Origin of the sequence: Bacillus sp. 0102A, from assembly GCF_036765155.1 — a bacterium.
GTDB lineage: Bacteria > Bacillota > Bacilli > Bacillales > Bacillaceae > Bacillus > Bacillus subtilis_G.
Genome location: NZ_JBAIZW010000001.1, coordinates 774,795 through 792,557 on the forward strand (window position 1 = coordinate 774,795; position 17,763 = coordinate 792,557).

Annotated in this window: 21 protein-coding genes, 1 pseudogene and 1 riboswitch; of the genes and pseudogenes, 8 read left to right on the forward strand and 14 right to left on the reverse strand. The window is 43.9% G+C overall.

Annotated features, from left to right (window positions below; all coding sequences use genetic code 11):
* Positions 1-4: 4 nt before the first annotated feature.
* The gene (locus V6D41_RS04220; protein WP_148962409.1) at positions 5-142 is read right to left on the reverse strand and encodes a hypothetical protein; all 138 of its coding nucleotides are present in this window, start codon (positions 140-142) and stop codon (positions 5-7) included.
* A 157-nt stretch (positions 143-299) separates the two neighbouring features.
* Entirely contained in the window at positions 300-572 is a 273-nt protein-coding gene (locus tag V6D41_RS04225) for a YtzC family protein (RefSeq protein ID WP_087992891.1), read from the reverse strand.
* Positions 573-733: 161 nt separating this feature from the next.
* On the opposite strand from V6D41_RS04225, the gene V6D41_RS04230 reads away from it, so the two are divergent.
* A complete protein-coding gene (locus tag V6D41_RS04230) occupies positions 734-1,702 on the forward strand; it encodes a TIGR01212 family radical SAM protein (RefSeq protein ID WP_333517381.1) in 969 nt (322 codons plus the stop codon).
* Entirely contained in the window at positions 1,699-2,283 is a 585-nt protein-coding gene (locus V6D41_RS04235; protein WP_333517382.1) for a class I SAM-dependent methyltransferase, read from the forward strand. The genes V6D41_RS04230 and V6D41_RS04235 overlap by 4 nt, the downstream gene beginning before the upstream one ends.
* Here the strand turns inward: V6D41_RS04235 and tbcS are convergent.
* On the reverse strand, positions 2,273-3,376 hold the full coding sequence (gene tbcS / locus V6D41_RS04240; RefSeq protein WP_333517383.1) for a tetraprenyl-beta-curcumene synthase: 1,104 nt from the start codon (positions 3,374-3,376) through the stop codon (positions 2,273-2,275). The genes V6D41_RS04235 and tbcS overlap by 11 nt on opposite strands.
* 20 nt (positions 3,377-3,396) lie before the next feature.
* Entirely contained in the window at positions 3,397-4,176 is a 780-nt protein-coding gene (gene ytpA, locus V6D41_RS04245; protein WP_333517384.1) for a phospholipase YtpA, read from the reverse strand.
* 48 nt (positions 4,177-4,224) lie between these two features.
* On the opposite strand from ytpA, the gene V6D41_RS04250 reads away from it, so the two are divergent.
* On the forward strand, positions 4,225-4,734 hold the full coding sequence (locus V6D41_RS04250; protein WP_333517385.1) for a gamma carbonic anhydrase: 510 nt from the start codon (positions 4,225-4,227) through the stop codon (positions 4,732-4,734).
* 261 nt (positions 4,735-4,995) lie between these two features.
* Here V6D41_RS04250 and V6D41_RS21505 read toward each other — a convergent pair.
* The 3 genes and pseudogenes from V6D41_RS21505 to metK all read right to left on the reverse strand — a co-directional run.
* Positions 4,996-5,180: pseudogene (locus V6D41_RS21505) on the reverse strand (amino acid permease); the annotation flags it as partial.
* A gap of 79 nt (positions 5,181-5,259) precedes the next feature.
* Positions 5,260-7,158 (reverse strand): asparagine synthase (glutamine-hydrolyzing), encoded by a 1,899-nt coding sequence (gene asnB / locus V6D41_RS04255; protein WP_087992897.1) that lies wholly within the window; start codon positions 7,156-7,158, stop codon positions 5,260-5,262.
* Positions 7,159-7,307: 149 nt separating this feature from the next.
* Positions 7,308-8,510 (reverse strand): methionine adenosyltransferase, encoded by a 1,203-nt coding sequence (gene metK / locus V6D41_RS04260; RefSeq protein WP_003229102.1) that lies wholly within the window; start codon positions 8,508-8,510, stop codon positions 7,308-7,310.
* Between the two features lie 168 nt (positions 8,511-8,678).
* Positions 8,679-8,817, reverse strand: a riboswitch (SAM riboswitch).
* A 196-nt stretch (positions 8,818-9,013) separates the two neighbouring features.
* On the opposite strand from metK, the gene pckA reads away from it, so the two are divergent.
* Positions 9,014-10,597, forward strand: a complete 1,584-nt coding sequence (gene pckA / locus V6D41_RS04265; RefSeq protein ID WP_148962416.1) for a phosphoenolpyruvate carboxykinase (ATP) — start codon at positions 9,014-9,016, stop codon at positions 10,595-10,597.
* Between the two features lie 38 nt (positions 10,598-10,635).
* Here pckA and V6D41_RS04270 read toward each other — a convergent pair whose 3' ends face one another.
* Positions 10,636-10,878, reverse strand: a complete 243-nt coding sequence (locus V6D41_RS04270) for a DUF2584 domain-containing protein (protein WP_003223304.1) — start codon at positions 10,876-10,878, stop codon at positions 10,636-10,638.
* Positions 10,879-10,929: 51 nt separating this feature from the next.
* On the reverse strand, positions 10,930-11,703 hold the full coding sequence (locus V6D41_RS04275) for an alpha/beta hydrolase family protein (protein WP_333517386.1): 774 nt from the start codon (positions 11,701-11,703) through the stop codon (positions 10,930-10,932).
* A gap of 148 nt (positions 11,704-11,851) precedes the next feature.
* Between V6D41_RS04275 and V6D41_RS04280 the strand changes: the two genes are divergently transcribed.
* From V6D41_RS04280 to V6D41_RS04290, 3 genes are read left to right on the forward strand one after another with little or no spacing between them, the layout of a single operon-like run.
* Positions 11,852-12,856, forward strand: a complete 1,005-nt coding sequence (locus V6D41_RS04280) for an ABC transporter substrate-binding protein (protein WP_333517387.1) — start codon at positions 11,852-11,854, stop codon at positions 12,854-12,856.
* Between the two features lie 12 nt (positions 12,857-12,868).
* Entirely contained in the window at positions 12,869-13,651 is a 783-nt protein-coding gene (locus V6D41_RS04285; RefSeq protein WP_333517388.1) for an ABC transporter ATP-binding protein, read from the forward strand.
* Positions 13,626-14,438 (forward strand): ABC transporter permease, encoded by an 813-nt coding sequence (locus V6D41_RS04290; protein WP_333517389.1) that lies wholly within the window; start codon positions 13,626-13,628, stop codon positions 14,436-14,438. Before V6D41_RS04285 ends, V6D41_RS04290 begins: the two co-directional genes overlap by 26 nt.
* Positions 14,439-14,678: 240 nt before the next feature.
* Here the strand turns inward: V6D41_RS04290 and ytkD are convergent, their stop codons facing one another.
* The 3 genes from ytkD to V6D41_RS04305 all read right to left on the reverse strand — a co-directional run bounded on the left by ytkD (position 14,679) and on the right by V6D41_RS04305 (position 16,373).
* Positions 14,679-15,155 carry an RNA deprotection pyrophosphohydrolase gene (gene ytkD, locus V6D41_RS04295; RefSeq protein WP_087992904.1) on the reverse strand — a complete coding sequence of 159 codons (477 nt, stop codon included), beginning with the start codon at positions 15,153-15,155 and terminating at the stop codon, positions 14,679-14,681.
* Between the two features lie 211 nt (positions 15,156-15,366).
* Complete coding sequence (locus V6D41_RS04300) at positions 15,367-15,771, reverse strand: phage holin family protein (protein ID WP_014114879.1); 405 nt, start codon at positions 15,769-15,771, stop codon at positions 15,367-15,369.
* A gap of 164 nt (positions 15,772-15,935) precedes the next feature.
* Positions 15,936-16,373 (reverse strand): Dps family protein, encoded by a 438-nt coding sequence (locus V6D41_RS04305; protein WP_087992905.1) that lies wholly within the window; start codon positions 16,371-16,373, stop codon positions 15,936-15,938.
* Positions 16,374-16,495: 122 nt separating this feature from the next.
* Between V6D41_RS04305 and ytzI the strand changes: the two genes are divergently transcribed.
* Positions 16,496-16,636 carry a YtzI protein gene (gene ytzI / locus V6D41_RS04310; protein ID WP_187441502.1) on the forward strand — a complete coding sequence of 47 codons (141 nt, stop codon included), beginning with the start codon at positions 16,496-16,498 and terminating at the stop codon, positions 16,634-16,636.
* Here the strand turns inward: ytzI and V6D41_RS04315 are convergent.
* Complete coding sequence (locus tag V6D41_RS04315; protein ID WP_148962422.1) at positions 16,630-17,067, reverse strand: FixH family protein; 438 nt, start codon at positions 17,065-17,067, stop codon at positions 16,630-16,632. The genes ytzI and V6D41_RS04315 overlap by 7 nt on opposite strands.
* Positions 17,068-17,186: 119 nt before the next feature.
* Positions 17,187-17,660 carry an S-ribosylhomocysteine lyase gene (locus V6D41_RS04320; RefSeq protein ID WP_333517390.1) on the reverse strand — a complete coding sequence of 158 codons (474 nt, stop codon included), beginning with the start codon at positions 17,658-17,660 and terminating at the stop codon, positions 17,187-17,189.
* Between the last annotated feature and the right edge of the window lie 103 nt (positions 17,661-17,763).

Sequence of the window (17,763 nt, forward strand, 5' to 3'; positions counted from 1 at the left end):
CCTTTTATAAATAAAACTGATCAATTATACTTTTTTGCCATTCAAAACCGATCATCACAAGAACAAGAAAAAAAGAACAAGCGATCACAGATGCCGCGATCAGCATCGGCAAGTTACGTTTGTTTCGTTTTTTTTGTTTCATAACTGCCTCCTTCATTTCAATCTAAATTGACTAATCTATTTTGAGTGTCTATAGTGTATTACATCAATTAGTACACTCAATACAATAACTACTTTTACGCCTAAAGTCAATCCTTTTTTTACAAAAAAACGGACCCTTAGTCAAAAGGGTCCGTTTCTTACACATCAAGAGGGTGGTGCAGGATCATATTATTTTGCAAAGCTTGAAGCTGAAGCCTCATTCTGTACAACTGTTCTCTCTGCTGGTCATTTGACGACAGCCACAGCTTATTTAAAGCATTTACCGCATTTTCAAGCTGCATTTGCGCGTCACTGTATTCTTGGTCGTTATAATGCTCTTGTTTTGAAGCGAGTTTCAGCTGTTCTTCAGCATCATCATACGCCTGCATACATTGCTGGAGATGTTCATCTACTGATTGTCTTGTTGCCACAGTAACCCCTCCTCTTGGTAATGGAAACAATCCATCATTCATATTGTAGCCCCATCTCACTTCGTTCAATAAAGTAATTTATGGTCGATATTCATTTGTTCTCTTGTGAAATGCGTGCTACAATTTTAGGATGCAATCGTACGCAAGGAGGCACATGAATTGTGATGCAGAACAATCCTTTTCCTTATTCAAATACGGAAAAACGCTATCATACATTGAATTATCATCTCAGAGAACATTTCGGCCATAAGGTGTTTAAAGTGGCGCTTGACGGCGGCTTTGACTGTCCGAATCGGGACGGCACCGTTGCACACGGCGGCTGTACTTTTTGCAGCGCTGCAGGTTCCGGCGATTTTGCCGGGAACCGGGCCGATGATTTAATTACGCAATTCCATGACATCAAAAACCGCATGCACGAAAAATGGAAGGACGGAAAATATATCGCCTATTTCCAAGCCTTCACCAATACACACGCGCCGGTTGAGGTGCTTCGTGAGAAGTTTGAATCTGTTCTCGCACTTGATGATGTGGTCGGCATTTCGATCGCCACACGTCCGGACTGTCTTCCTGATGATGTCGTTGACTATTTGGCAGAGCTAAATGAACGCACGTATTTGTGGGTCGAGCTTGGGCTTCAAACGGTACATGAACGGACTGCTCTTCTGATCAACCGTGCACATGATTTTAACTGCTATGTTGAGGGCGTCAATAAATTAAGAAAACACGGCATACGTGTCTGCTCGCATATTATCAACGGACTGCCTTTGGAAGACCGGGACATGATGATGGAAACCGCAAAGGCTGTCGCAGATTTGGACGTCCAGGGCATTAAAATCCATCTGTTGCACCTATTGAAAGGCACGCCGATGGTCAAGCAGTATGAAAAGGGCAAACTGGAATTCCTTTCACAGGATGAATATGTACAGCTCGTCTGCGATCAGCTTGAAATCATTCCGCCGGAAATGATTGTCCACCGCATTACAGGTGATGGGCCGATTGAATTGATGGTCGGGCCGATGTGGAGCGTCAACAAGTGGGAAGTGCTTGGCGCCATTAATAAAGAACTTGAAAATCGCGGCAGCTATCAAGGAAAGTTCTTTCAACGGCTTGAGGAGGAATCCGTTCTATGATTTTGAAAAAAATCCTTCCTTTCAGCAAAGAACTGCTGAAAATGGCAGCGGGAGAAGGAGATTTCGTTGTAGATGCAACGATGGGCAATGGACATGATACGCAGTTCTTAGCGGAGCTCGTGGGTGAAAACGGCCATGTGTACGCTTTTGACATTCAAGAGTCAGCCGTAGCCAACACAAAGGAACGGCTAGGTAAGACATATCAAGAGCGAACAACGTTATTTCACAAAAGCCATGACAAAATCGCTGAATCTCTCCCGCCGGAAACACATGGAAAAGTGGCGGCCGCTGTGTTTAATCTTGGCTATCTGCCGGGCGGAGACAAATCCGTTACGACGAACGGCAGTTCAACCATCAAAGCGATTGAACAGCTTCTCAGCATCATGAAAGATGAGGGCTTGATTGTTCTGGTCGTCTATCATGGTCATCCGGAAGGAAAAGCCGAAAAAAACGATGTGCTTGATTTTTGCCGGGGCTTGGATCAGCAGGCAGCCCGTGTGTTAACATACGGATATATCAATCAGCAAAATGATCCGCCATTTATTGTCGCCATCGAAAAAAAAGCTCAAATCAGCAAATGATTTGAGCTTTTTTCTTTGAGTTTTTCACCCAGGCCATTTTTTGAAATTTTCGGTAGGCTCTGCCGTTGATATAAAAGAAAAAGGAGGTTTTTCCGCTGGCTTTGATCAGCTTCTTCGCGAGCCGGCCCATTTCCTTTTGGCCCGCCACTTTATCATCTGACAAATAAACGCCCAGCAAGCCGCGATTGATTAAACGATGGAAGTTTTCATGCGGAATGCCTTGCAAATGTTCGTCGGCTTTTTGGATAAAGTGTTCAAGCCGCTTCATCATTTCTTCATGCGACTGATAATACGAGCAGAAATTCAAGTCCCCTTCCAGCAAGTCCTCCTCCTGATCAATCAAATAATCGAGCAGAATGTGAAGACCTTGTATGTAAGGAAAATAACTATTGCGGATTTTTTTAGCGGTGTTTTCCGTGAAATCAGGCTGGAATGAATACGCAACAAGACAGAAAATGCCTAATGTAGAGCCTGCACAAGCCGAAAATTCATACCATTCCATCTCAGGAAGCTCTGATTCATATTGAGTAAACCACTTCTCAAGCCTCGGAACACGCTCATGCTCAATGACGTGCTTATGCACCTGCAAATCGCAGTAATAACCGCACAATTCAAGCAGATAGGGTTTAATCATGTCGTAGTGCTCAATTGAACCAAGAACACGCTGACACGTTTTGACCAATTCATGCAAATACCCGCCGTCATCCTGTTCTTCTCTGAATTGATAATAATTTTGCGGCTCCGCTCCCACTGTCAGTGCGTCCTGCATTGAGGCGTGAAGCATCTGAAAATCCTGCGGGTCAAGTGAGGTGCTGCGGTCGCACAAATTGTCCAGATAATCACTGATCGTTTGATACGCGATGATAAACTCGACACATTTCTGCTTTTGATTGCCTGACAATAACGCCAGTATGCCGCCGCCTTCACAGTGGAATGTTTTGTCTCGAATACTTGCGGTTGCCTGTGCTTTTAATTCACTGTTATAAATTAATTCTGATTTTTTCTTCCATATGTCCAGCTCTTGATGAACGAGCGGAAAAATATCTCGATATACTTTTGCCATCAGTCCAAAAGGATGTTCCGGTACTGTCAACACATGCACCCCCAATTAGTTCAAATATATTGATCAGTAAACACTCTTGCTGCTTTAAAGACATCTTCTCTTTCAGGTTCATTAAATATTTCATGATAAAGCCCTTCCCACTCTCTGTACGCTTTATTTCGGGAAGCAACACCTGAAAACCACTTGATTACCATCGTTTTGTCAACAAGCTTGTCGTCACCTGCCTGCATCACAAGAAGCGGCACTCTCAAAAACGCATCTGTCGGCACCATCGCTGACTCAATTGTTTTCAATAGTTCTCTGTACCACCTAACAGATACTTTCCTGACGTATAACGAGTCGTTTTGGTCGGCCTCGATGACATCCTCATTACGCGTCGCCATATCAATTGATAAACCCGAATCAACCCTAAGCGACGGAGCGATGACATTTAGGCCTCTTGATGCAAGATCAAGCGCTTTATTGACTTTAATTTGCAGTCCGAGACACGGTGATGATAAAATAATTCCCGTGATCCGGCGATTTCTTTGCTGTTTAAACCATTCAATCGCGATCAGGCCGCCCATGCTGTGTCCAAGAAGAAAAACCGGCAGCTCAAAGGTTCGTGCTTTATCTATCCAAGTATCTACTTCATCAATGTATTCTTGAAATGAGCGAATATGACCTCTTGCCCTTGTCGTTGTTCCCTGACCCGGCAAGTCGCCCATGACAACGTGATAACCCGAAGATCTCCACATTTCAATCAGCCATTTATATCGTCCGTGATATTCACTTGCACCGTGAATCATCACAATGACTGCAATAGGTCTGTCTGCTTTCCAGGTCCACATGCTCTTCACCTCATACGAAATTTAAATAGAGAAAGAAGGATGAATATTATGATCTACCCTTATAAGAAACACATGCCAGATATCCACCCAACAGCTTTTGTAGCTGATAATGCAACAATTACCGGTGATGTTGTTATCGGAGAACAGTCCAGCATTTGGTTTTCTGTTGTCATAAGGGGAGATGTCGCGCCGACCAGAATCGGAAACAGAGTCAATATTCAAGATTTAAGCTGCCTCCATCAAAGCCCGAACCGGACGCTTCTCATTGAAGATGACGCCACGATAGGCCATCAGGTTACACTTCATAGCGCTGTCATCCGCAAGAACGCCTTAATCGGCATGGGCTCAATCATCTTGGACGGAGCCGAAATTGGCGAAAGCGCCTTTATTGGTGCCGGCAGTCTTGTGCCGCCGGGAAAAACCATTCCGCCTGGCCATCTCGCCTTTGGCCGTCCTGCAAAAGTCATCCGCCCTTTGACGGAAGAAGACCGGCAAGATATGCAGCGAATACGGTCGGAATATGTAGCAAAGGGCCAATACTATAAATCACTTCAATAAACATAAGACCTGCTTCGTCTTACTTTACCATTTTTCAAATTATGTTTGAAAGCAATAACCATCGGTTACCCGGGCGTAATGACCGTTCGGGTTTTGATTTTTCCATAAAACATTCACATATGGCATCAAACGTATGACTTTTATCTTATCATAAAACATGATTCACAACTGTAGGCAGCCTCTCAAAAACACATTCCTATTCTTTCCTGTTCTTGATTTTCTATGAGCACACACAAAAAGAGCTCACTGTGAGCTCTTTTGTCAACTGATATTTCGTTCGTTTGCAATAGGCATTTTTCTTATGGAAACCTTTTGCATAATACAGCAAGTAAGATGAGAAACCAAACCAGTCCGACAATCACGGATCCTCTTGTATCAGAACTGTAAACCATAAGAATAATGATAAATGCTAAAAATGCCAATGATATATAAAACACAAACAGAAAAAAACGGATTGGTAATCAATGATAATGGAGAAATAAAGGTATCATAACAAGGCTTTCGACGAATCGAAAGCCTTGTCTGTTACACAAAGATGACTTCTTTAGGCTGATGGTTCAGCTCTTCAGGCATATAGCGTTTTTCGATATTGATGCTATGCCAGATCATAAAGATCAGTACAGTCCAGATTTTACGGCTGTTATCAGCCTTGTCCGCACAATGGTCTTCAAGAAGCTGCAGGACATACTCCTTGTGGATATAAGCATCCGTTTGGCTTTCCTGAATAATATTCCGCACCCATTCGTTCATTTCGTTTTTCAGCCAATGACGGATCGGTACAGGGAAACCGAGCTTTTTGCGGTTTAATACGTGTTCAGGCACAATTCCTTCAGCGGCTTTGCGAAGAAGATACTTCGTCGTGCCGTTCTTCGTTTTCAGCTCATCAGGAATTTTCGAAGCAACATCAAATACAACTTTATCCAAGAATGGCACACGGAGTTCTAAAGAATTCGCCATCGTCATTTTATCCGCTTTTAACAAAATGTCCCCGCGCATCCAAGTATGGATATCGACATACTGCATTTTATTAATATCGCTGTATGAGCTGCTCTCTGTAAAGTAAGTCTTCGTCACGTCACGATATGAAAGGTTCGGATTATAATGCTTCAGCAGCTGTTTTTTGACAGACTCTTCGAAGATCTTCGCGTTACCGATGTAACGATCTTGAAGCGGCGTGCAGCCGCGTTCAAGCAGGCTCTTTCCTCTCATGCCCTCAGGCATAACAGCCGCAACGTGCAGAAGCATCTTTTTCAGGCCGGACGGAATGCGTTCAAACGGTTTAAGGGATAGCGGCTCACGGTAAATGTTATATCCGCCGAAGAGCTCGTCCGCACCTTCACCTGATAAAGCAACCGTTACATGTTTTTTCGCTTCTTTTGCAACAAAGTACAATGGAATCGCTGCCGGATCAGCAAGCGGATCATCAAAATGCCATACGATCTTTGGAAGCTCGTTCATGTATTCCTCAGGCGAAATGACTTTGCTGATATTCTCAATGCCTAACGCCGCGGCAGTTTCTTTCGCTACATCAACTTCACTGAAGCCCTGCTGCTCAAATCCGACAGAGAATGTTTTTAAGCTCGGATGCAATTCCTTCGCTACAGATACAATAAAGGAAGAATCAATTCCGCCAGACAGGAATGAACCGACAGGAACGTCACTTCTCATATGAACATTTACAGAGTCATAGATCGCGTCTCTAACTTCTTTCACAAGCTTATCTTCTTCAGTCTGAACTGGTTTGAAGTTCGCTTTGAAATACGTTTTGAATGTGATATCGCCATCTGGGCGGATTGTAAACTGTGAACCCGGCTCTATTTTTTTCACATTGGCATCGAGCGTGTTTGGTTCAGGAACGAATTGGAATGACATGTACTGCTGCAATGCCTCTTTATCTATTTCAATATCATTTTGAGCAACCATTAAACTTTTTCTCTCTGAGGCAAAATAAACCTGATCATTGATCGTTGTGTAATACAATGGTTTAATGCCGAACGGATCTCTTGCTCCATACAGCACATGATCGTTTTTATTCCAAATCAGAAAGGCAAACATACCGCGCAGTTTGGACGCGGCTTCTTCTTTGTAGTGACGATAAGTCGCAAGAAGAACCTCTGTGTCCGAATCCGTGTTGAATGTATACCCCTTTGCTTCAAGTTCTTCTCTCAGTTCAATATAGTTATAGATTTCTCCGTTAAAGATAATCCAATAGGTTTCATCTTCATATGATAAAGGCTGTCCGCCATTTTCTACATCAATAATGCTGAGCCGTCTGAATCCGAATCCAACGTGCTCATCATGGAAATATCCATCACTGTCAGGACCGCGGTGAACGATCATTTGGTTCATTTGTTTGATTAGTTCTTCTTGATCAGCGGTTTGAGCTAACGGATGCTTGTTAAAAACCCCGACAAATCCACACATAGTATTGCCTCCATAATTAAAATTGTCATCATTGAACCCCTATTTATAGACGCTGTGAATAGTATTTGGTTTCACAGTTATGTAAAAAAATAAACATGAATACAACGATAAAAAAAGGAAAGCCGCTTAACCAGTAAGCGGCTATAAAATTATTCTCCTAACGCTTCTTTGCGCAGCTGCTCCGCTTTGTCTGTACGCTCCCACGGAAGATCAACATCGTGACGTCCAAAGTGGCCGTACGCAGCAGTTTGTTTGTAGATCGGACGGCGTAAATCAAGCATTTTGATAATGCCGGCAGGTCGTAAATCAAAGTTATTGCGAACAACTTCAATCAGTTTTTCCTCAGAAGCTTTTCCGGAACCGAATGTGTTGATTGAGATTGACACAGGCTGTGCAACACCGATCGCGTAAGCAAGCTGCACTTCGCAAGAATCAGCAAGCTCAGCCGCAACGATGTTTTTCGCAACGTATCTCGCTGCATAAGCAGCAGAACGGTCTACCTTCGTCGCATCCTTGCCTGAGAACGCGCCTCCGCCGTGGCGTGCATAGCCGCCGTACGTATCAACAATGATTTTGCGTCCTGTAAGTCCCGCATCCCCTTGAGGGCCTCCGATAACGAAACGTCCTGTAGGGTTGATGAAATATTTTGTTTCTTCATCAATCAGCTCTTCAGGAACAACCGGATTGATAACATGTTCTTTAATGTTGCGCTGGATTTGCTCAAGCGTAATTTCAGGGTGGTGCTGAGTTGAAATAACAATCGCGTCAATACGGACAGGTTTGTTATTTTCATCGTATTCAACCGTTACTTGTGTTTTGCCGTCAGGGCGAAGGTACGGAAGAATATCTTCTTTACGGACTTCACTCAGGCGGCGGGCCAATTTATGAGCAAGTGAAATCGGAAGAGGCATAAGCTCTTTCGTTTCGTTGCACGCATAACCGAACATCAAACCTTGGTCACCCGCACCGATCGCTTCAATTTCTTCATCGCTCATTGTGCCTTCACGGGCTTCAAGCGCTTGGTCTACACCCATCGCGATATCAGCAGACTGCTCGTCAATTGATGTTAAAACCGCACAAGTTTCCGCATCAAATCCGTATTTCGCACGTGTGTATCCGATTTCTTTAATGGTTTGACGAACCGTTTTCGGAATGTCAACATACGTAGATGTTGTGATCTCTCCGCTGACAAGAACCAAACCGGTTGTCACTGACGTTTCACAAGCCACACGCGCGTTAGGGTCTTTCTTTAAAATTTCATCTAAAATGCTGTCAGAAATCTGGTCGCAGATTTTATCCGGATGTCCCTCCGTAACAGATTCTGATGTAAATAAACGACGATTTTTACTCATGATTTGCTTCCTCCTGCACAAGGCCTCCCGATAGACCTTGTATATATGATACGGAACTCGCTCCCTCTTATACAATGTAACGTTATATTAGAGAATGTTAATTGGCATATTTTATGAAATAAAAAAACCTTTTCCATCGAGGAAAGGGTTTGGTCTTTGTGCCTTTCACTCTTATCGCTCAAGGAATCATACAACCTTGCAACAGGTTAGCACCTTGGTTGTCTCACACAGCTGAACCTAATAAATAACAGAGAAACCGGTTGCTGGGCTTCATAGGGCCTGTCCCTCCGCCAGCTCGGGATAAGAGTATCCGCTCAATGAAATATCTTATCGTAAAAGGGTTTGCAATGTCAATATGATTCAGAAGAAATAGGCACCTATATCAAGGGAAAACAATGGAAACGCACACACAAAAAACGATAAATAGTATAGACTATTTGAAAATATATGTTATACTAATTCACAATTAGCAAAACACAAAAAACGATAAAGGAAGGTTTCATATGAACTCAGTTGATTTAACCGCTGATTTACAAGCCTTATTAACAAGTCCAAATGTGTGTCATAATTTATCAGCAGCACAGCTTACAGAAAAAGCACTGTCTCGAAACGAAGGCATTTTAACATCCACGGGTGCCGTTCGGGCGACAACAGGCGCTTACACAGGACGTTCGCCTAAAGACAAATTCATCGTGCAGGAAGAAAGCACGAAAAATAAGATCGATTGGGGTACGGTGAATCAGCCGATTTCAGAAGAAGCGTTTGAGCGGCTGTACACAAAAGTTGTCAGCTATCTGAAACAGCGGGATGAGCTGTTTGTTTTTGAAGGATTTGCCGGAGCAGATGAAAAATACAGACTGCCGATTACCGTCGTGAATGAGTTCGCTTGGCACAATTTATTCGCCAGACAGCTGTTTATCCGCCCGGAAGGCCATGATAAGAAAACAGTTGAACAGCCGTTTACCATTCTTTCCGCTCCGCATTTTAAAGCAGATCCAAAAACAGACGGCACACATTCCGAAACGTTTATTATTGTCTCTTTCGAAAAGCGGACGATTTTAATCGGCGGAACAGAGTATGCCGGAGAGATGAAAAAATCCATTTTCTCTATTATGAATTTCCTGCTCCCCGAAAGAGATATTCTATCCATGCACTGCTCTGCCAATGTCGGTCAAAAAGGCGATGTCGCCCTTTTCTTCGGACTGTCTGGAACAGGCAAGACCACCCTGTCAGCCGATGCTGACCGCAGGCTGATCGGCGACGATGAACACGGCTGGTCTGACACCGGCGTCTTTAATATTGAAGGCGGATGCTACGCCAAATGCATTCATTTAAGCGAGGAAAAGGAGCCTCAGATCTTTAACGCGATCCGCTTCGGGTCTGTTCTCGAAAATGTTGTTGTTGATGAAGAGACACGCGAAGCCAATTATGATGATTCCTTCTATACCGAAAACACGCGGGCGGCTTACCCGATTCATATGATTGACAACATCGTCACACCAAGCATGGCAGGCCATCCTTCAGCCATTGTATTTTTGACGGCTGATGCATTCGGAGTCCTGCCGCCGATCAGCAAACTGACGAAGGAGCAGGCGATGTACCATTTCTTGAGCGGTTATACGAGCAAGCTTGCTGGAACCGAACGCGGTGTGACGTCTCCTGAAACGACGTTCTCCACATGCTTCGGCTCACCATTCCTGCCGCTTCCTGCTCATGTCTATGCTGAAATGCTCGGCAACAAGATCGATGAACACGGCGCAGACGTTTTCTTGGTCAATACCGGCTGGACCGGCGGCGGCTACGGCACAGGCGAACGTATGAAGCTTTCTTACACGAGAGCGATGGTCAAAGCAGCGATTGAAGGCAAATTAGAGGATGCAGAAATGACGACTGACGATATTTTCGGCCTGCATATTCCGGTTCACGTTCCCGGCGTACCTGATCAGATCCTTCAGCCGGAAAACACATGGAACAACAAGGAAGAATTCAGAGAAAAAGCGATCTACCTCGCAAATGAATTCAAAGAGAATTTTAAAAAGTTCGCACATACAGATGCCATTGCGCAGGCAGGCGGCCCTCTCGTTTAAAAAGCAAAAGCCAAGAGCATTTACGCTCTTGGCTTGTTTTAATTGACAGAATGCAGGGACGTCAGCTTGTACGTAATGATGGTCCGGCCGTCTTCCCATTGAAGCTTCTGCACTTCAGCTGTGCCCGACTTTTCGCCGAACTTTGTTTTACGCACGTCCATCGGAATCTCCATCGGATACACACGATATCCGTCTTTTTCCAACGTGAATATATTTTCATCTATGCGAACTTCTTTTCCTTTTGTCACAATCAGTGTATTAAATTCAACAGGCATTCCCAAAGTGAAATCCCCTTTCGTTCTCTTTTTTCTTTATCATAACATATTTCACCTTCAGCGGTTTTTCATCCATTGTGTCAGCTGCCGCACGATACGCCGGTTTTCTTTTGGCGGAAAATAATGTGTGAATTTACTGTAGTACCACGTCTCCACCGGCTTATGCAGCTGTTTTAGCTTCTCTTCAAATAAATAGGAATGCCGAATCGAAACATTTTGGTCTTTTTCTCCATGGATTAACAGCACGGGAACCTGAATTTTGTTTATTTGGTCAAACGGTGTTCTCCAATTATATGCCTCAGGCACCTTTTTCGGTGTTCCCCCGATGACTCTTTTCATCATTCGCCGCAAATCCTGCCGCTCCTCATACGTAAGAATCATATCGCTGACGCCTCCCCAGGAGACGAACGAAGCCGCATGCCGGCCCATTTCAATCGCAGTAAGTATCCCCATCATTCCGCCGCGGGAGAAGCCGAAAATATGAATTCTGTCCTTTTTGACATTCGGATGCTGCTGAAGCAGGTGAAAAGCGGAAAAAGCATCCTCCCTGTCTTCTCCGGCAAAATCCTCGTTGCCCTCGCCTCCTTGATTTCCTCTGTAAAAAGGAGCAAACACAACAAACCCTTGGGACGCAAACTGAATAATTCGGCCCGGCCGAACCATGCCCACGCTTTTAATCCCGCCGCGCAAATATAAAAATCCGTCATATTGTCCCGGTGCCGCCGGCTCAGCAAGTAGCCCCTTTATCCGTAAGCCATTTGAAAGATAGCAGATCGTATACAGACGCACATGCTGACTTGGCGACGGAAATCTTCTTTTCTCAACAATCAAAGCAGCCGCCTCCTTTTCTATATGTTTTCCTTACTCCACTTTTACATCCGGTGAACCTGATTAGGCATTCACACATTTTTATACACATCATACGATATGTAAAGCAAAAAAGGATATTAACTTGATGCTAAATAAGGAGGTTGTCTATGTGAACAAATGGTTAAGGCTGGGCTGCGCCTGTGTCGGCAGTATATTTCTGATGATCGCTCTGGCGGCTTGCAAGCAGGAAGAAACACTCACTAAAGTCAAAGTAGCTGAAGTGACCCATTCGATTTTTTACGCGCCTTTATATGTCGCTGAGTCTAAAGGATTTTTCAAGGAAGAAGGGCTTGATGTCAATGTAAGCACGACATGGGGCGGCGACAAAACGATGACATCGCTTCTTTCAAACGGCTCCGACATCGCCCTTGTCGGATCAGAAACATCTATTTATGTCGAAGCGCAAGGAGCCAAAGACCCCGTCATTAATTTCGCCCAGCTGACTCAGACAGACGGAACGTTTCTTGTCGCCAGAGAAGATGCTGAACACTTCGACTGGGATCAGCTGAAAGGAAAAACGTTTCTCGGCCAGAGAAAAGGCGGCATGCCGCAAATGGTCGGCGAGTATGTACTGAACAAACATAAGATTAACCCGCATAAGGATGTAGATCTCATCCAGAACATAGACTTCGCCAATATCGCCAATGCATTTGCTTCTGGAACCGGCGAGTATGTACAGCTCTTTGAACCTCAAGCTTCGCTATTTGAGAAAAAAGGCATCGGCCATATCGCGGCTTCGTTCGGAGAAGAATCAGGCCAGGTTCCTTATACGACTTTTATGGCGAAACAAAGCTACCTGAAGAAACATGAAGACACAGCAGTCAAGTTTACAAAAGCCATTTATAAGGCACAGCAATGGGTGGAAAATCACTCTGCGAAAGAAATCACAGAAGCCATTAAAGGTGAATTTGATGATACTGATCCAGAAGTCATCGAAACATCCATTGACCGCTATAAAAAACAGCATTCGTATTCGCCGGACCCTCTGCTCAACGAAAAAGAATGGGAGCTGCTCCAAACCATTATGGATCAATCGGGAGAACTGCCGAAGCGCATTCCATACAATCAGCTTGTAAATAAACAAATTGCCGAAAAAGTCACCTCGGAAAAATAGGAGGCGCCATCTATGTCTTTCTTACATGTCGACCATGTAACCCATACTTATTTTTCTATTAAAGAAAAAACGACGGCCGTGCGGGATATTCATTTCGAGGCCGAAAAAGGTGATTTCATCTCTTTTCTCGGCCCAAGCGGCTGCGGAAAAACAACGCTGCTTTCCATTATCGCCGGCCTGATTGAGCCAGCGGAAGGCAGAGTTCTGATTGAAGGCAGTGAGCCGAATCAAAAAGAACATAACATTGGCTACATGCTTCAGCAGGATTACTTATTTCCCTGGAAATCTATCGAGGAAAATGTGCTTCTCGGTTTAAAAATCGCTGACACGCTGACGGAAGAAAGCAAGGCTGCTGCACTCGGTCTATTGTCTGGGTTCGGTCTCATAGATGTGGAGAAAAAATATCCGAAAGAGCTGTCAGGCGGTATGCGCCAGCGGGCCGCGCTTGCAAGAACTCTTGCGCCAAATCCAAGTCTGCTTTTGCTGGATGAGCCATTTTCCGCGCTTGATTTTCAGACAAAGCTTTCATTGGAAAACCTGGTATTCCGCACATTAAAGGAGTATCAAAAAACAGCGGTGCTAGTCACTCATGATATTGGGGAAGCGATAGCGATGAGCGATACGATCTTTTTATTTTCAAATCAGCCGGGCAGCATTCACCAGATTTTTACGATCCCTAAAGAATTGGCCGCGATGTTGCCTTTTGACGCCCGTCAGGAGCCATCCTTCCAAACGCTGTTTCAAACGATATGGAAGGAGCTGAATTCTCTTGAGAAACAGCAAAGAAACCATTGATCTGCTTCACGAGCAATATCAATTCAAACAGAAAAAGGAAAAACGGAATGTCTATTCCTTTCAGCTTGCCATATTTATTCTCTTTTTCTCGGGGTGGGAAATCTCCAGCAGGCTCGGCTGGATCGATCCGCTGATCTTCAGCTCTCCATCAGCTGTATGGAACTTATTGCTGGAGAAGCTCGGTGACGGGTCTTTACTGTCACATATCGGCGTCACTTTATTTGAAACAGTGCTTGGCTTTTTGCTTGGGACGTTTATGGGTACGTGCCTCGCTGCTTTGTTATGGTGGTCCAACCGGCTTGCGAGGATTTTAGATCCGTATCTCGTTATTTTGAATGCAATGCCGAAAGTGGCGCTGGGCCCGATTTTGATTGTCGCGCTCGGCCCCAGTTTGATCAGCATTATTGCGATGGGGGCCATCATCAGCGTCATCATCACAACCATCGTCGTGTACACCGCCTTCCAGGAGATTGACGAAAACTATATAAAAGTCATGAAAACATTCGGCGCAACGAAATGGGGCATTTTTAAAGAAGTGATTCTGCCCGCATCCTCCCCCGCCATTATTTCAACTCTGAAAGTAAACGTCGGTTTATCATGGGTTGGTGTGATTGTAGGGGAATTCCTTGTTTCTAAGGTCGGATTAGGGTATATGATTATTTACGGTTTTCAAGTCTTCAATTTTACGCTCGTCTTCTTAAGCCTGCTGATCATCGCCATATTCGCCACTCTGATGTATCAGGGCGTAGAGCTGCTGGAAAAGAAATGGACGAAGGGCAGGACATAAAAAACCCGGCACATGTGCCGGGTTTTCAGCGTGTCGGCAAACCCTCGCATTCGTTGCCAGGCCTGCGCTTCGGTGCTCACGTAAAAAAGATCATCGGCTAAACGCTAGAACGTACTGCTCAAACGCCGCTGTCACCGCATCCTGCGGAAGTCTGCTCCGATGCTCGTCCTTCCTAGACTTCAAGGTTTTCAATCATGCTGAAAAATGACAAAATCAGAAAACCTGATACTGCCGGGTTTTTTATTCAATCCAGCCAGCTTCTTTCAATTTTTTCAAACTGATTGGAAGAACGGAATCCTTCATAATAAAGCTGAATTTTTTATTGCGGGAAAGGTTTTCCGGCAGCTGATGGAACAAAACCGGACCTTTCGTTTCAAAGTAATCAGCTTGCTTTTCAAGCTTTTCTACATCTGCAAAATATATATTTTTCACAATCACTTTTTCTTTACCAAGAACTTTATACTGTCCGAGGTACTTGAGGCTTTTCACTCTCGCACCCGTCTCTTCCTTTACTTCCCGGAGCGCCGCTTCTTCCGCGCACTCCATCGGCTCTACTTTCCCGCCTGGAAACTCATAGCCTCTGTCCTCATGTTCTGTTAAAAGCCATTTGCCGCCAAAACGGCAAATCACCCAGACATGCTTCGGACTGTCCGAGAAAGGCTGATCGTCAAAGGAAAGCTGAACAGTATTCTGATAATAATCTTTAAACTCGTACATGTTTATCCCTCAAATCCGTTCCTAGCTATCTTCCATACATCATACCACAGTTATGTTTCTTCGGAAGCCCTTTAACAAAAAATAAGGTAAACCCAGCACGCCATCAGGGTCTAAAAGCATACAGACCAGCTCGTACAGTTTTTGCTGTGTCTTTTGCGAAAATGTGCGACTGACGCTCTGGGCTTTATTATGACCTGCGAATAGCTAAAAGTTACGGTTTGCGTTTGAATTTATTTTTTAACGTTTCTAAAAGATCGACAAGCATCTGAGGAACCGGTATACCGAGAGAGCTGGCTGTCACTACAATTTGCACAGATTCATAAAGAATATAAAACATAATAGCCAAGTCACGTATTGACCCCTGTGTATTCAGCAGCTGATCAAAAAAGTGGCATACAGAGATCAGAGCCAGCGTGACTAATTTTTTAACAAGCCGGGCAAATACCTTTTTAAACGCCAATTTGTGAATAATCGTTTCCTTCAAGGTCGTACTGATAAATTCAATTGCCATAAGAGAGAGCAAAATCAGGAATGAATACTGAAAACCTCCGAAGAAAAAACCCGCTGCTGAAACGCTGACTGCTAAAAACGAAAAGATGCCAAAGTCTCTATCCATTATCCAACATCCTTTCACAGAAACGGCCTTACGATATTCTATGGAAAACAAGCCGAACGGATTGGATTTTTCAGAAAAATGGACTAGTTGTCGCCTATTTTTTCAGATACAACATCAAAAGCCGGACGTCTTTTATAAGACATCCGGCCTTTCTTTTTTTGAATTTATCCTAGGTAAGCTTTCAGCATCCAGTTGTGTTTTTCAATATTTTGATGGATCGCAAGAAGCATATCCCCTGTTGTTTCGTCACCAACTTCATCAGCTAAATCCATGCCGCTTTTCAGCTCTTCCGCGATGACTGTGAAATCATCATATACACTCTGAACCATTTGTTCAGCTGATTCATTTCCTTCCGCTTCTTTTACAGAAGCCGTTTCCAAGGATTCCTTCATTGTCGCAATCGGTTTTCCGTTCAGCGCCAAAAGACGTTCTGCCAAGTCATCAATATAAGTTGCCGTTTCGTTATACAGCTCTTCAAACTTTTCATGAAGAGTGAAGAAATCTTTCCCTTTCACATACCAGTGATAATTATGTAGTTTCACATACATGACTGTCCAGTTGGCTACTTGTTTGTTCACTGCTTGAATCAATTGTTCTGACATGATTATCTTCCTCCTTGTTTATATGAATATGTATACCCTCTATATCGTACGCTAAAACCTCTTTTTTACCCTTATCTGTTTTCACTATGCTACAATTGTTAAAAAACGGGAGGTGGAATATCATGACGCTTCTCATTACGGTAAGCATATTGATTGTGCTGGCTGTATTGCTTGTAACCATTTGGACGACTGTGAAAGCCTATAATGTAAAGCACACCATCGATCCTCCGCAAGAAACTAACTCTGATTCAAACAGTCAATGATCGTGTGAATGCTCGTCTTCTGACTGGTTGCTGGCAGCATCGGCGTCTCCGACTTGGACTTTTATGGTCGGCATGCTATGCTGTTTTTTTGCTGTGACATGGGATTGGACAGTGTATACACCATCTTCCTTAAACGTTGTTTCCAATCGGTATAAGCCGTTTTCTTGCTTTGCTTTAAACATGTGGCTAGCGTCTTTTTCTCCTTCTTTCCACACTTCAAACTCCACTTCGTCGGCATCCGTCACCGCTTCGTCGCCATATGATACCGCTGCTTCATAAGCGGCGCTTTCTCCGGCATTTACTTTTTCAGGGCCGGTCAGTTTGACATCCAATACCTCGGGCGTCTCAGCAGTATTTGCTTTGTTTTCACCAGATCCGCACCCGTTAAGCAAAAAAGCAGAAAAAAGCAGAACAACCCACATCTTTTTCATGCCATCACCCTTTCATTGTTTACCTAAATAGTAGCAAACGCTTACAGCAAATGGTACACAAAATATGAGACGTCACAAAAAAGACCTTTTTGCTTAAGCGCAAAAAGGTCTTTTTATATTTAGCCAAATACTTTTAGCAATTCTTCTTTATCCTGTGACAGCCAGAAACGCATTAAACGTTTAGCGCCTTCCAGATCATGAAGCTTCGCCTGTCCGCACTGCTTTTCGTTCGCAGCCGGAATTTCGGTAATCTCTACCGCTTCCTTCATTGTGTCTTCAAGCAGATCAGCGATTTCCGCAGGTGTCGGCTCTCCGCTCACAACAAGATAATAGCCTGTTTGGCAGCCCATTGGAGAAATATCAATAATCTCAAAATGATCATATTTCTCAGCGTGAGAACGAATCGTAAACGCGAGCAAATGCTCAAGTGTGTGAATGGTGTCAGGTTTCATCGCCTGTTTATTTGGCTGGCAAAAACGAATATCAAATTTATTTACAACGCCGTCTGTTCCTACTTTATGCACGCCGCAATGTCTTACGTATGGAGCAACAACCGCATTATGATCAAGCTCAAAACTTTCTACTGAAGGCATAATGGCACTCTCCTCTTTTTTTAAAATGTAATTTCATTATAACATACCTTTCCGATGAGAATTATCGAATAACTTTTCAATCTGTGTTTTTTTTCTTATACTT